Source organism: Paraburkholderia bryophila (assembly GCF_003269035.1).
Lineage (GTDB): Bacteria > Pseudomonadota > Gammaproteobacteria > Burkholderiales > Burkholderiaceae > Paraburkholderia > Paraburkholderia bryophila.
Window position 1 is genome coordinate 108,086 of record NZ_QLTK01000001.1, and the last position, 14,609, is coordinate 122,694.

General features: G+C 64.7%; 13 protein-coding genes. 5 read left to right on the forward strand and 8 right to left on the reverse strand.

The window, feature by feature from the left end:
- Window positions 1-135: 135 nt before the first annotated feature.
- Window positions 136-918, reverse strand: coding sequence for a glucose 1-dehydrogenase (locus tag BX591_RS00525; RefSeq protein ID WP_111928817.1), 783 nt, complete (start codon window positions 916-918; stop codon window positions 136-138).
- A gap of 151 nt (window positions 919-1,069) precedes the next feature.
- Between BX591_RS00525 and BX591_RS00530 the strand changes: the two genes are divergently transcribed.
- Window positions 1,070-1,984, forward strand: coding sequence for a LysR family transcriptional regulator (locus BX591_RS00530; protein ID WP_111928818.1), 915 nt, complete (start codon window positions 1,070-1,072; stop codon window positions 1,982-1,984).
- A 71-nt stretch (window positions 1,985-2,055) separates the two neighbouring features.
- Here the strand turns inward: BX591_RS00530 and BX591_RS00535 are convergent, their stop codons facing one another.
- A complete protein-coding gene (locus BX591_RS00535; protein WP_244146912.1) occupies window positions 2,056-3,087 on the reverse strand; it encodes a diguanylate cyclase in 1,032 nt (343 codons plus the stop codon).
- 264 nt (window positions 3,088-3,351) lie between these two features.
- On the opposite strand from BX591_RS00535, the gene BX591_RS00540 reads away from it, so the two are divergent.
- On the forward strand, window positions 3,352-4,548 hold the full coding sequence (locus tag BX591_RS00540; protein WP_111928819.1) for an amidohydrolase family protein: 1,197 nt from the start codon (window positions 3,352-3,354) through the stop codon (window positions 4,546-4,548).
- Window positions 4,549-4,571: 23 nt separating this feature from the next.
- Window positions 4,572-5,489 (forward strand): LysR family transcriptional regulator, encoded by a 918-nt coding sequence (locus BX591_RS00545; protein WP_111928820.1) that lies wholly within the window; start codon window positions 4,572-4,574, stop codon window positions 5,487-5,489.
- Between the two features lie 34 nt (window positions 5,490-5,523).
- Here BX591_RS00545 and phnX read toward each other — a convergent pair whose 3' ends face one another.
- Both phnX and BX591_RS00555 read right to left on the reverse strand, forming a co-directional pair.
- Complete coding sequence (phnX, locus tag BX591_RS00550) at window positions 5,524-6,327, reverse strand: phosphonoacetaldehyde hydrolase (protein WP_111928821.1); 804 nt, start codon at window positions 6,325-6,327, stop codon at window positions 5,524-5,526.
- 52 nt (window positions 6,328-6,379) lie between these two features.
- Window positions 6,380-7,606: a 2-aminoethylphosphonate--pyruvate transaminase gene (locus BX591_RS00555; protein WP_111928822.1), complete on the reverse strand. Its 1,227-nt coding sequence runs from the start codon at window positions 7,604-7,606 to the stop codon at window positions 6,380-6,382.
- Between the two features lie 119 nt (window positions 7,607-7,725).
- On the opposite strand from BX591_RS00555, the gene BX591_RS00560 reads away from it, so the two are divergent.
- Window positions 7,726-8,607 carry a LysR substrate-binding domain-containing protein gene (locus tag BX591_RS00560; RefSeq protein WP_111928823.1) on the forward strand — a complete coding sequence of 294 codons (882 nt, stop codon included), beginning with the start codon at window positions 7,726-7,728 and terminating at the stop codon, window positions 8,605-8,607.
- Between the two features lie 170 nt (window positions 8,608-8,777).
- Here the strand turns inward: BX591_RS00560 and BX591_RS00565 are convergent, their stop codons facing one another.
- From BX591_RS00565 to BX591_RS00580, 4 genes are all read right to left on the reverse strand, one after another.
- Window positions 8,778-9,530 (reverse strand): glucose 1-dehydrogenase, encoded by a 753-nt coding sequence (locus BX591_RS00565; RefSeq protein ID WP_111928824.1) that lies wholly within the window; start codon window positions 9,528-9,530, stop codon window positions 8,778-8,780.
- 219 nt (window positions 9,531-9,749) lie between these two features.
- Window positions 9,750-10,772, reverse strand: coding sequence for a histone deacetylase family protein (locus tag BX591_RS00570; RefSeq protein ID WP_111928825.1), 1,023 nt, complete (start codon window positions 10,770-10,772; stop codon window positions 9,750-9,752).
- A gap of 43 nt (window positions 10,773-10,815) precedes the next feature.
- Window positions 10,816-12,063 (reverse strand): Zn-dependent hydrolase, encoded by a 1,248-nt coding sequence (locus tag BX591_RS00575; RefSeq protein ID WP_111928826.1) that lies wholly within the window; start codon window positions 12,061-12,063, stop codon window positions 10,816-10,818.
- A 19-nt stretch (window positions 12,064-12,082) separates the two neighbouring features.
- The gene (locus BX591_RS00580; RefSeq protein ID WP_111928827.1) at window positions 12,083-13,393 is read right to left on the reverse strand and encodes an MFS transporter; all 1,311 of its coding nucleotides are present in this window, start codon (window positions 13,391-13,393) and stop codon (window positions 12,083-12,085) included.
- A gap of 158 nt (window positions 13,394-13,551) precedes the next feature.
- Between BX591_RS00580 and BX591_RS00585 the strand changes: the two genes are divergently transcribed.
- Complete coding sequence (locus BX591_RS00585) at window positions 13,552-14,511, forward strand: LysR family transcriptional regulator (RefSeq protein ID WP_111929329.1); 960 nt, start codon at window positions 13,552-13,554, stop codon at window positions 14,509-14,511.
- Window positions 14,512-14,609: the final 98 nt, after the last annotated feature.

Below are 14,609 nucleotides of genomic sequence, written 5' to 3' on the forward strand. Positions count from 1 at the left end.
CATGGATAGCACGCGCCCATGCTAGCCATCGCGATGGCGAAACACCATGAGACCGATGTTCGCAACCCTGCGCAACCAAAAACCCGTCGTATCGTTGCCGATAGACGGGTTTCGTTTTTGCGGCAGCCGCTCGCCTTACACCTGTGCCATACCACCATCCACGAACAACTCGATCCCGGTGATGTAACTCGCGTCGTCGGAAGCTAAAAACGACACGGCCCTGGCGATTTCATCCGCTTCGCCGACGCGGCCCAGCGGCGTCGTGTCGCTGACCTGCTGCCGATAAGCTTCGATCTGCTCGTCGCTCATCTTCAGTTCGGTTTTATAAGCCGGCGTCACCACCACGCCCGGCGCGACCACGTTCACGCGAATCTCGCGCCCCTTCAGGTCCGATGCCCAAGTCCGCGCAAACGAACGCAAAGCGGCCTTGGTCGCGGCGTACACGCCAAAGGCCGGCACACCCTGGATCGACGTGATCGACCCGGTCAACACGATCGCGCTGCCCGGCTGCATCAACGGCAACGCTTTCTGCACAGTGAACAACGTGCCTTTGACGTTGATGTCGAAGTACTTGTCGAACTGCGCTTCGGTGATCGAGCCAAGCGGCGAAAATTCGCCGCCGCCCGCATTCGCGAACAGGATATCGAGCCGCTGATGCGCGGCCCGCACCGTGTCGAACATCCGGTCAAGGTCGGCGGCCGACGCGATATCCGCGCGAATCGCGACCGCGCCGTGACCGATCTGCTCGAGCGCGGCGTCGAGTTCGGCCTGACGTCGGCCGGTGATAAAGACCTTCGCCCCCTCCCGCGCGAAACGGATCGCGGCCGCGAGGCCGATACCGCTGCTGCCGCCGGTGACGAGCGCTATCTTGCCGGCGTGTTTGCTGGCGTTGACGTTTTCAAGTCTGGACTGGTTCATCGAAAGCTCCTGGGTGACATCGGTTGAATTCATTAAGTGTGTCGAGGTCGCTTGACCCGTGACGTCAGCTTATTTGATGCACGCAGGGAGATAAATGGCTATGCTGTGGTTTCTTTATCCACCAATGTGGATAATCAATCGGACTCCGACCATGGATCATTTACAGGCAATCCGGATCTTCGCTCGCGTGGTGGAAACCGGTGGCTTCAGTCGCGCGGCGCAGTCGCTGCAAATGCCCAACGCCACGGTCAGCAAGTGGGTCAAATCGCTCGAAGATCACCTCGGCGTCAAGCTCCTCGAACGCAGCACGCGCAGCGTCAACGTCACGACCGACGGCGCGGCGTATTACGAACGCACCCGGCATCTGCTCAGCGAACTCGACGATATCGAGGCGACGCTCGGCCGCGATCGCGCGAATCCACGCGGCACGTTACGGGTGGATAGCGGCGGCTCGACCGCGAGCGGCATTCTGATTCCGGCGCTGCCCGGGTTTTGCGCGCGTTATCCGGACATTCAGGTGCAGTTGAGCGTGACCGACCGCACGGCGGATCTGATCGCCGAGAACATCGACTGCGCGATTCGCAGCACGGCCAACGACCCGGCGCTGGTCACGCAGGCCATCGGCACGCTGCGCTGGACCACCTGCGCGAGTCCGGCGTATCTCGCCGAACATGGCACACCGTTGCATCCGCAACAGATTGTCGACGACCGTCATGCGGTGGTCAGCTACTTTTCCGCGAGCACGGGGCTCACACAGCCGCTGATTTTTGCCGACGCTGCCGGCGGCGAGCCCATCGTGCTGCAAGGCGTGCGCAATCCGGTGATGGTGAGTGAAAGCAATGCGCACCTGGCCACCGCGCTAGCGGGCCTGGGCCTTGTTCATACGCTGGATTTCATGGTACGGCCCGCTATCGCGCGAGGCGAGCTGGTGCCGATTCTGGCGGACTACCGGCGCCCGCCGCTGGAGGTGTATCTCGCGTATCCGCCGAGCCGGCGTTACAGCACGAAGCTGCGGGTGTTCGCCGACTGGGTCAGACAGGTTTACGCGGAGGTTCGGGACAGTTGAGCGCTTCGGCCGCGACGCGCTGCCTCAAGCGCGGATCGCGTTGCCCGCGCCGCGTGGCGGCGCGCCAGGCGTCATGCCATCGTCACCCGGTTCCGGCCCGCATGCTTCGACCGATACAGCGCCCGGTCCGCGCTCGCAAAGCCGTCCCGATGCAAGGCTCGCGAGGATTCGTCGATCCGCGTCATCGCGCCGCCCACGCTCACCGTCACCACGCCCAACGGCGACGCGCGATGTTCGATCGCCAGATCCACCACGCCCTGGCGCAAGGTTTCCAGCGTGCGTTGTAACACCGACGGTTGCGCGTGCAGCACCAGCAGGCCGAATTCCTCGCCGCCCATGCGTCCGGCGATGATGCCTTCGCCATCGGCCGCGGCCTGCATGACCGACGCCACCTTGCGCAGGCAGTGATCGCCCGCCTGATGACCATACGTGTCGTTGTATTGCTTGAACCAGTCCACGTCGACCACCACCGAACCCATCACGTCGCCGTCGCGCGCTTCTTTCCAGCGGCGCGCAATGCTCTCCAGCAGGAAGCGGCGGTTATACAACTGCGTCAGCGGATCGATCGCGGTGGCCGTGCGCATCTTCAGATCGTTTTCGATCATCGCGCGCAGATGGTAGAACACGCCGCGTTGACCTTCGTCGAGCCGGCCGGGCGACGGGTCCATCGCGCACAATGCGCCGACGATCTCGCCGTTCGGCGCGCGCAACGCGATCGCCGCGTAAAAGCGCACGAACGGATGACGCTGCACCAGCATGCATTCGCCGAAACGGGCGTCGTCGTGCGCATCCTCGATCACGAACAGGTCCGCATCGCGCACCGCATAGTCCGCGAGCGAGCGCGCACGCGTGACGAGCGGCATCGCCATGCCGACTTCGGCGCGGTAGTGCTGGTGTTCCTCGTCGAGCAGCGTGATCGCGGTGATCGCCGCGCCGGTAACGCTCTTCAGGATTTCCGCCGCGTGCGTGAAGCACTCGCGCATCACCTGATCGTCATGCAACAACCACTCGATCACCGACGATTCCACCTCGGGTTCGCCCGCGATGGACGGGTCGACCGACATCCGGCTGGACAAACGGTCGTTACTGTAAGCGAGTTGCACGGCTGGATTCCCGAATTTGATTTGCAGGTGTGTCAACGGCATCGACACGCGAAACTTGAGCGCCTGTAACGGTTTGCAACAGGTTTTCGCGGGGCGGCGGCGAACCTCCGGGCAGATGGACGCGCAGCGCCAGGAAGTACAATTCACCCGCCGGACCTGCGCCGCCCTCGCCTGCTCGACAAACAGGCAGCGCATGCTTTCAGCAGACCATTGCTTATCGCCGACGCGCGCCCGGATCGCGCGCGTCGCAGCCGACCCGCTCTCATGACCACGACCACCCACGCTTTGCTCATCACTGATGTCCGTCTGCCGGACGGCACTTGCGTCGACGTATCGATCGCCGACGGCCGCATCGCGGCGCTCGGCCCGAACCTGCCGCGCGAGCCCGGCGTGACGCTGGAAGACGGTGCGGGCGCGCTGCTGCTGCCCGGTTTCGTCGAAGGTCATACGCATCTGGATAAAACGCATTGGGGCCTGCCGTGGTATCGCAACGAGGTCGGCCCGAAGCTGACCGACCGGATCGAGAACGAACGGCGGTTTCGCGCGCAAGGCGATCACGATGCGGGCACGCAGTCGCTCGCGCTCGCCCGTGCCTTCGTGCAGGCAGGCACGACGCGTTTGCGCACCCACGTGGATATCGATACCGACGCGGGGCTGCGTCATCTGGGAGGCGTGCTCGCCACGCGCGACGCGCTGCGCGAGGTGCTGGAGATGCAGATCGTGGCGTTTCCGCAGTCGGGCGTGCTCGGGCGTCCCGGTACCGGCGCCTTGCTCGGGCAGGCGCTGGAGGCGGGCGCGGACGTGCTGGGCGCGCTCGATCCCGCGCTGATCGACGGCGATCCGGTGGCGTCGCTCGATCTGACCTTCGAGCTCGCGCAACGTCATCAGAAACCGATCGACATTCACCTGCACGAGCCCGGCGAAGTGGGCGCGTTCACGCTCGGGCTGCTGCTCGATCGGGTCGCGGCGCTCGGCATGCAAGGCCGCGTGGTGGTCAGCCATGCGTTCTGTCTCGGCGCGCTGCAGGAGCGCGAACGCGACGCCTTGCTCGCACGCCTCGCCGATCTGCGCGTCGCGCTGTTGACGACAGCGCCCGCTTCCACGCCGGTGCCGCCGCTAAAAACCTGCCTTGAAAAAGGCGTCACGCTGTTCGGCGGCAACGATGGCATACGCGATACGTGGACGCCTCACGGCTCGCCCGACATGCTCGAACGCGCCATGCTGATCGCGATGCGCTACGGCCTGCGTCGCGACGACGAACTGGCCATCGCGTTCGATTGCGTCAGCACGACCGCCGCGCTGGGTTGCGGCTTCAACGACTATGGCCTGCACGTCGGCGCGCGCGCCGATCTCGTGCTGGTCGACGCGGATACGCTCGCCCACGCCATCGTCGCGCGGCCGCCGCGCAAACTGGTGGTGGCGAACGGCCGGATCGTCGCCCGCCACGCCACACACGCCTAAACGACACCGCTTTCAGCACTTAAATGATCAATCTCTTTCAGGCCATGCAGGCCTTCGTCAAGGTCGCCGACGCGGGCAGCTTCGCGCAGGCCGCCGAGCAACTCAATGTCTCGACCTCCGTGGTGACGCGCCACGTGTCGAGCCTCGAGAAACACCTTGGCATCCGGCTGTTCCAGCGCACCACGCGCAAGGTCGTGCTGACCGAAGCCGGCGCGGATTACGCGGACGGTTGCCGGGTGGTGATGTCGGAACTGGAAGAGGTCGAATCGCGCGCGACCACCACCTCGAAGGAAGTGGCGGGCGACCTGCGGATCGTGGCGCTCGGCAGCTTCTCGCTGTTCCGGCTCACGCCGCTGTTCGCGGAATATCAGGCGAAGTTTCCGCAGGTGAATCTGCGTGTCACGCTCACCGAGAAACGGGTCGACCTGCTCGAGGGGGGATTCGACGTGGGGATCGTCACCGAACATATGATCCGCTCGGAGTCGCTGGTGGTGCGGCGTCTGATCAACTCGCACGCGGTGCCGGTGGCGGCGGCCGCGTATCTGGCCCAGGCCGGCCAGCCGAAAACGCCGGCCGATCTGGCTCGGCATCGCGTGATTGCCGCAGCGCTCGACACCAGTCCGCAGACGTGGGTGTTCAGCCACAGCGGCGGCAGCGGCAACGACAGCGCGAACGCTGAAGAAAGCATCGCGCTCGATGCCTCGTTCACCGTCAACAGCATGATCATGCAGAAGCAGGCCACGCTCGGCGCAATGGGCATCGCGCTGCTGCCGCTCGAAATGGTCGCCGACGAATTACGCAGCGGCACTTTGGTGCGCGTGCTCGACGACTATGCGGTGACCAACGGCGACGTGGCCGTGTCGCTCGTGTACCCCAGCCGCGAGTTCGTGCCGCGCAAGATTCGCGAGTTCATCGATCTGGCGGTGGGGTTTTTCAAGTGAGCACCTGACCCGCGAGGCCGGCGGCACACACCACTCAGGGCCGCTCGCCACGCTCCATCCGCGCCTCGATGTCATAGACCACCGGCATCAGGTCCGCCACGCTGTCGATCACGTAATGCGCGCCGGCCGCCCGCAGCTTCTGGATCGCCGCCTTGCGCCGCGAGGCGAATTCATTGGGCGCCAACGCCTTGACGTCGTCCTCGGCCATGCCGAACGCGTTGCCGCTGACCGCGACGCCGACCGCCCACGTGCCGCCGTTGATCCCTTCCTCGATGCCGACCTCGGTGTCGTCCACCTTGATCGCCTCTTTGGCGCGCCACACGCCGAGCGCCGGCAAGGTCTTGTAGATCATGTACGGCGACGGCCGGCCTTCCGGCGTATCGCCGGTGCAGACGATGCTGTCCGGCGAAAAGCCCTGCGCCGCCGCGCCCGGCACGATCTCGGCCATGATCTCGCGGGTATAGCCGGTGGTCGTGCCGATGCGGATATCGTCGCCGCGCAGCGCGCTCGCCACCGCCGCCACGCCCGGAATCACCGAGCTATAGCTTGCCGCCACCGCAATGTTCTTCGGTACGAAGACGTCGTACACGGCGTCGATATCCGCTTCGCCCGGCGCGTGACCATACTTGTCCGCCCACGCCTGCGCGACGCGCGGCAACGCCATCAGGGCCGCGATATGCGGGCGCTTGGCCATGCCCATCGGGCCGCGCGCTTCGTCGATCGAGATCGATACGCCGAACTGTTCGAAGGTCTCCACGAAAGCGCCCATCGGCGCGAGAGAACCATAGTCGACCACCGTGCCGGCCCAGTCGAAAATCACTGCTTTGACGTGTTTCATTTCAGTTCGATCCTTTGTTCTTGCCAGAGTGTTCCGCCGACCTCCGGCGCATTCAGTCCGCGTCGGCCAGCGCCTTGCGTTCTTCGAGCGCGGCCGCGGGCGGCTCGGCGCCCGGCACGCCCATGTCCCGCAGCGAACCGGCGCAGGCGCGCACGACGGCGCGCATCACGTGCTCGTCCACCTGACCGATACAGCCGATCCGGAAGCTGTCCGCCACCGTCAATTTGCCGGGATAGATGATGAAACCCTGCTGCTTCATCGATTCGTAAAAACGCTCGAAGCGGAACGACGGATGCGCCGGCGCGAAAAACGTCACGATGATCGGCGAGCGCCAACGCGCGTTCAGCAGCGGTTCGAAACCGAGCTCGCTCATGCCGGCCACCAGCACGTCGCGATTGTTCGCGTAACGCGCGAGGCGTCCAGCCTGGCCGCCTTCGAGCTTGTGCAGGCGCAGCGCTTCGATAAACGCGGCCACGGTGTGCGTGGGCGGCGTGAAACGCCACTGGCCGGTGCGGTTCATCACGTCCCACTGGTCGTAGACGTCGAGCGCGAGCGAATGGCTGCGGCCCTTCGCTTCCTGCAACGCGCTTTTACGAGCGATCACGAAACCGAATCCCGGCACGCCTTCAATGCATTTATTCGCCGACGAAACGAAGGCCTCGCATTGAATCTGCCGCACGTCGAGCGGCGCCGCGCCGAACGCGCTCATCGAATCGATCAGCAGCTTGCGGCCCTGCTTCGCGGTGGCGGCGGCGATCTCTTCGAGCGGATTGAGAATCCCCGAGCTGGTCTCGCAATGCACCGCGACCACATGCGTGATGCTCGGATCGGCGGCCAGCAGACGTTCGACTTCGGCGCCGCGCGGCGGCAGGTAGTCGCCCTTGTCGAGCACCGTGGCGGTGCGGCCGAGGTAGCCGAGCGTGGTGGCGATGCGCTTGCCGTACGCGCCGTTGGCGAGCACCAGCGCATGGCCGTCGCGCGGAATCAGACTGCCTAGCATGGCCTCGACGCAGTAGCTGCCGCTGCCTTGCAACGGCACGCAATCGTAGTCGCCGGTTGTATCGCCCGCGATCTCCAGCAGGCCGGCGCGCAACTGCGCGGTCATGGCGCGGAAGTCGCCGTCCCACGAGCCCCAGTCGCGTAGCATGGCCTCTTTGGTCGAGAGCGCCGTGGTGAGCGGACCCGGCGTCAGCAGATACGGCTCGCCTTTGGCCGGCGCCGCGCACGTGACGCCGACGGCCGGGGATGCTGCGATGGGACGGTCGATCACGCTGGGCATGGCCGGACTCTCCAATAACGCTGTTTCGATGGCTCACACAGTAGCGGAACAAAGCTCATCGGTAAAATCGATATAATCGATGCAGGTATCGCAAAAACTTATTACCCAGCGAGGCATACGTGCAATACGCGCAATTGCGGGCGTTTCATGCGGTCGCGGAACACGGCGGTTTTTCGAAAGCGGCGCAGGCGCTGTCGCTCACACAACCGGCGGTGTCGGACCATGTGCGACGGCTGGAGCAGGATTACGGCGTCAAACTGTTCGAGCGCGGGCCGCGCGGTGTCGACACCACGGAACTCGGTCTGCGTCTGTTCGCGGTGACGCGGCATATGCTGGGTTGCGAACGCGACGCGCGGCAACTGCTCGAATCGGCGGGTGGGCTGGAGTCCGGTTCGCTCTCGATCGTGGCCGACGCGCCCGATCTGGCGGTCGCGCTGATCGGCGCGTTTCGCAAGCTGCATCCGGGGATCGTCGTGACGCTGTCGATCGCCAACGCGGCGGATTGCATGCAGCGCGTGCTGTCGAGCGCGGTGGACGCCGCCATTACCGCCGCGCCGCAAGTGCACAGCCGGCTGGAGGCGCGGGTGTTGCGGCGCGATCCGCTGGTGGCGATGGTGCCGGCGCATTATCCGGCGGCGAAAAAACGCAAGCTGAGCTACGCGGAACTGGTCCGGCAGCCGATGATTTTTCGCGAGCCGCAATCCGTCACGCAACAGTTGCTCGAAACCGAGCTGGTCCGCGAATCGTTGCAGGTGGAACCGGTGATGTACGTGGACGGCCGCGAAGCGCTCGAAGAAGCGGTCGCGCAAGGCATGGGCGTGGGCGTGATCGCGCGCGCGGAATTCAAGGAATCGCGGCGCATCCGCATGGTCCCGCTGCAGGATTGTCAGGTGCGGATGATCGAATCGCTGACGCGGCTCGCCGAGCGGCCGGGCTCGAATCTGCTGGATGCGTTGTTCGCGGTGGCGTTGCCGGAACCGGCGCCGCAGGGTGCGGCATAGAACGGTGGCGCTGAAGTCATGTTGTCGCGACGCACACAAGAAAGCGCCGGCGGCTTGAAAGCCGTCGGCGCCGGTTTGCGCGTTGCGATCAGCGCGGCGATCAGGATTGCGGCCACCTTGCCAGCCGCAACGCCCCACTCTTTCGCGTCGCCCGCCTGGCGCTGAACGGCTTAACGCGAGCCGCCGCTTGCAATCAGGCTTTCACCCGTCACCCAGCGCGCGTCGTCCGACGCCAGGAACGTCACCACGTCGGCGATATCGTCCGGCTGGCCGATGCGCCCCAGCGGCGTCGTGCTGAGTGCCCACGCTTCGAATTCGGAGTCGGTGCCGGTGATGCCCGCGCTATGCGTGCCTTCGGTCGCAACCATGCCCGGGTTCACCGAGTTCACGCGAATCTTGCGCGGACCGAGTTCGCGCGCGAGCACGCCGGTAATGCCGTCCACCGCGCCCTTGGTCGCCGTATAAACCGCACTGCCTGCCGGCGTGATGCGGCTCACCACCGAACTGACGTTGACGATGCTGCCGCCTTCGCCGATATGCTTGACGGCCGCCTGCGTGACCAGCAGCAGACCCAGCACGTTCACGTTGAAATGCTTGTGGAAGTGTTCTTCGGTGATTTCACCGATCGGCGCGAAGGCGTAGACGCCCGAGTTATTGACCAGGATGTCCAGACGGCCATACGTTTCGACCGCCGTGTCGACGATACCTTGCGCGTCGGCCGCCTTGGAGACGTCGCCGCCCACCGCCACCGCCTTGCCGCCCGCCGCGGTGATCGCGGCGGCGACGTCGTCAGCGCCCGCCTTGCTCGATGCATAGTTCACCACCACCGATGCGCCTTGCGCGGCCAACGCCTTCGCAATCGCCGCGCCGATACCTTTCGATGCGCCAGTAACAACTGCAACTTTACCTGTGAGCTTGCTCATGATCGTTTCCTTTGAATGGGTTTCGCGCCGGCCAGTTGCCGCGAAGATTCGCGGCACTGACGCCGATGAAGCCGATGAGTCTGGAAATGCAGTGGCGCTGTCACTGGAGACAATGTAGGCAGATTGGCATCCGGGATAAAGCGGCTGCAAACGAACAGATACGTCGGTCGAGCCGAACAATCGGCTGTGCCCCCAAAAAAAGTTATCGATCCGATTGCTTTAACGCATTGAAGCAAAGCCGCCGAAGAACGAGCGCGCATTCGCATCCAGCGTTTCGATGTGATAGCCACCTTCCTGCACGATCAGCGTGGGGAGTTTCAATCCGCCGAGCTTGCTGCCCAGTTCGCCGAAACCTTCGGTCGTAACCGCCACCATGGCTTGCGGGTCGTCCTTGTAGATGTCGAAGCCGAGCGCAACCACCAGCACGTCCGGTTGAAAACGCGCAAGCGCGCCCAATGCGGTATCGAGTTGCTCGAAGAACACCGCTTCCGGCGAACCGTGCGGCATCGGCAGATTGAGGTTGTAACCCTCGCCTTGCGCCGTGCCGCGTTCGTCTTCGAAACCCGCGACCACCGGATAGAAATTGGTCGGGTCGCCGTGAATCGACACGTACAGCACGTCGTCGCGGCCGTAGAAAATCTCCTGAATGCCCTGCCCGTGATGCATGTCGGTGTCGAGAATCGCCACGCGTGCGTACCGCTGGCGCAGCGCCTGCGCGGCAACGGCCGCATTGTTCAGATAGCAGAAACCGCCGGCCGCTTCGGCGCGCGCGTGATGCCCCGGCGGCCGGCACAGCGCATACGCTTCGCCCGCGCCGTCGAGCAGCGCCTGCGCGCCGGCCAGTGCGCTTTGCGCCGACCAGTAGGCCGATTCGTAGGTGTGCTCGCCGACCGGGCAACTGCCGTCGGCCAGATAGCGCGCGGCTTGCGCGAGCACGCCGCGCAGCGGATTGTTCTCGCGGATATACACGTTCGACATCACTTCGTCGCCCCACTCCGCGGGCATCTTTTTCCATTCGCGGTGCGCTTCTTCGAGGAAGCGCAGATAGTTCATGCCATGCACGGCGGCGAGCGGCGCACTGCCAAAATCGGCCGGCTCACGCACGTCGAAGCCGAGTTTTTTTGCCGCCTCGACGAGCCGCAGAGCGCGCTCGGGGACTTCCTGCGGCGTGCGCATCTGGCCGCGCGACAGATAGCTGCGCGGATGATGCTTCAACTGCGCCGGATGAAAAAATGTCTGCATCGTGAGATTCCCTGGTTCAGGCCAGCTAAGGCAGTCAGATGGTTCAGGCGGGCACCGGCGCAGCCACTTTCGCGCGCGCCAGCACCGCATTGAGCAACACGTTCGCGCCGGCGGTCACATCGGCGGGCAACGCGTCTTCGGCTTCGTTGTGCGAGAGGCCGTCCACGCACGGAATGAAGACCATCGCGGTCGGCACATGGCGCGCCAGATGAATCGCATCATGCCCCGCACCGCTGACGATACGCTCATAGGTATAGCCGAGCTGCCGCGTGGCATCCTCGACCAGCGCCACGCAGGCCGGATCGAACGGCGTGGCGGGACTCGTCCAGTACGTCGAGATCGACTCTTGCACATCGCGCTGCGCGGCGACGCGCTCGAAGGCGGCTCGCACGTCGCGCTCCATCGCGTCGATCTTCGCGTCGTCGGGATGACGCAGGTCGACCGTGAACGCCACCTTGCCCGCGATCGTATTGCGCGACGAATTCGGCACGTCGACCTGGCCGATCGTGACGAGCCCGTGCGGCGCGTAGAGCCTCGCGATGGCTTCGAGTTCGAGCGCCATCGCCGAGGCCGCGAAGAACGCGTCCTTGCGGTAAGGCATCGGCGTGGTGCCCGCATGCGCGGCGACGCCGCTCACTTCGATATCGAGCCAGCGAATCGACTGGCCGCCGGTCACGACGCCGATCGGATGGCCGTGGCTTTCGAGAATCGGCCCCTGTTCGATATGGGCCTCGAAATAGGCTTCGACGTCGTGCGTCGTCAATGTTCCGGCGTCGATCTTGCAGCCGCAGGTTTCGAGCGCGTCGGCGAGCGTCACACCTTGCGCGTCCTGCGTGCGCAACGCGTCGGCCAGCGGCGTCGCGCCGACGAACACCGCCGAGCCCAACATTGCTGGCGTGAAGCGCGCGCCTTCCTCGTTGGTCCACGACACGACCTCGATCGGATGCTGCGTGCGAATGCCCTGTTGATTCAGCGAGCGCACGACTTCGAGACCGGCCAGCACGCCATACACACCGTCGAAACGGCCGCCCTCGGGTTGCGTGTCCAGATGACTGCCGATCAGGATCGGCTTCGCCTCTGCCTCGCTGCCTTCACGACGCGCGAACAGGTTGCCGACTGCGTCGGTGCGCACCGTCATGCCGGCCGCTTCGCACCATCCGGCGAACAGCGCGCGGCCGCGGCGATCCTCCTCCGTCAGCGCCAGCCGGCGCACGCCGCCACGCGCGGTCGCGCCCACTTGCGCCATCTCCATCAAACTCGCCCACAGGCGTTGTCCATCGACTTTCAACATCACGATTTTCCTCTTCGATTCAACGTGCCGGGAGTGCTTCGGGTGCATCCGCACGGCGGTGTTTGAGCGCATCGAGCGCGACGATGCACGACAGCGAGATGCCCGCGAGACACGTATAAAACACCGCCAGCGGCCACCATTGCCCCACGAATTTGTGCGCGAGCCAGGTGCCCGCGAGCGGCGTCAACCCGCCGGCAATCGCGCCGCACACCTGGTACGACAGTGAAATCGCGGAATACCGCACGCGCACCGGAAACACGCCGCTGACAAAGCCCGCGATCACGGAATAAAAGCTCGCCATGCACACCACCGCCAACGCGATACCGACGATCATCGAAGCGCGACTACCGCTCTGCACGAGCGTGAACATCGGATACGGCGACAGCATCGCGGCGCATGCGGCCAACTTCAGGAACCGCGCGGCGCCGAGTTTTTCGGCGAGCAAGGCGGCCAGCGGCTGCGCCAGAAACTGGATGATCGCGACCGCGAACAGGCAATCGAGAATCAGCGACTTCGACACGCCGACGTTCTGCGTGGTGTACGAAATCATGAACGTGTTGGTGAAATAGACGCCGGCAATCCCGATCGTATTCGCGCCGATGCACAACGCGACGAGCGTGCCGGACGAGCGGAACACTTCGGCGATCGGCAACTCGAGCGTGCGCTTCGCCGCTTTCTCGCGCGCGAATTCCGGCGACTCGTTCACCCCCATCCGGATGAAAATGCCGACCGCGAGCAGCACCGCGCTCGCCAGAAACGGCAGACGCCAACCGTAGGCCAGGAAATCGTCGTGCGGCATGGACGTCACGGCGCGAAACGCGATCAGCGACAGAATCAGGCCAGCCGGACTGCCCAGTTGCGCGAACGACGCGAAGAACGTGCGCCGCCCTTGCGGCGCGTGCTCGCCCGCCATCAGCACGGCGCCGCCCCATTCGCCGCCTACCGCGATGCCCTGCACCACCCGCAGCAACACCAGCAGCACGGGTGCCAGCATGCCGACCTTCGTGTAGGCCGGCAGCAGACCGACGCACACGGTCGCCACGCCCATCATCATCAACGTGGTCATCAGCGCCTTCTTGCGGCCGATCCGGTCGCCCAGGTGGCCGAAAATCACGCCGCCCAGCGGCCGCGCGAAGAAGCCCACCGCGAAGGTCGCGAACGACGCCATCGTGCTGACGAACGGATCGTGCGACGGGAAATACAACTCGCCGAACACCAGCGCGGCGGCCGTGGCGTAAATATAAAAGTCGTACCACTCGATCATGGTGCCGATGAAAGCGGCGCTAGCCGCTCGCACGGGCTGGCGGGTCGGGGCGGTCGAAGTATTCATGGCGGCTCCTCGGTTGTTATTGCGGATGGATATCTGTCGAGGGCTTTTATCGCCATCCATAAAACATTAGTCAAATTTCGGTTTATTATCTTGACTATAAATCTGGCTAATACCTCACCCGCGTGTTGCCGACCCACGGAGACGAACCGATGACCCAACTGCGCGCGGACGTCACGCGTTTTCTGAACGACCGGCTCGACTGGAACCTGCTGCGCACGTTTCTCGTGATCATGCAGGAGCGCAGCGTGAGCCGTGCCGCAGCGCGTTTGCATCTCACGCAACCGGCGGTCAGCCAGGCACTCAAGCGGCTCGAAGACACGCTCGGGCGCACGCTGATCCAGCGCCGCGGCCCGCACTTCGAGCCCACGCGGGCCGGCGAAGAGGTGTACCGGATCGCGAGCGATATCTACGGTCACATGTCGCGGCTCGAAACCGAACTCGACGACCGCAGCGACGACATCACCGGTTCAATCCGTCTGCTGACCGTGAGCCGGATCGACTCCGGCGTCTACGACGAATTCCTCGCGGAATTCCACAAGACCTATCCACGGGTGGATTTGCAGATCGAGGTGATGCGTTCGTCGGACATCATCTCGTCGCTGTTGCAGAAGACCGCGACCGCCGGGCTCGGACTGTGCCGCACGCCGGTCGACAAACTCGAACAGCGCTGTTTTCTGCGGCAACGGTATGCGCTTTTCTGCGGCCGGCATCATCGACTGTTCGGGCGGCATGCGCTGTCGGTCGATCAGTTGCTGGCGGAAAATTTCGTGTCGTTCACCAGCGACCAGATCGGCGACAGCCTGTCGCCGCTCACGGTGTTTCGCGATCAGCGCGGCTTCACGGGGCGCATCGTGGCCGCGTCGCCGAGTCTCGACGAAGTGCGGCGGCTGATCTTCGCGGGTTATGGCATCGGCTGTCTGCCGGAGCACATCGTGCGCGACGATCTCGCGCAGCAGCGGTTGTGGCGTCTGCCGCCCGACGAAGGTCTGGTCGACGTCGATATCGATCTGCTGTGGCTGCGCGCGCGCAAGATGAATGCGGCCGAGCAGGCCTTTCTCGACGGCATGGAGCGCACCATGCAGCGGTATGCGCTGCCGGAGCGGCTCGCGCCGCGTTGAGCTTTACGGCTTGCCGCGCTGAAACGCAAGCTGCGCGGCCACGCTGGCCAGTACCGCCAGCGCGCCCAAGGTATCCAGAATGGTGGCCCACACGTTCT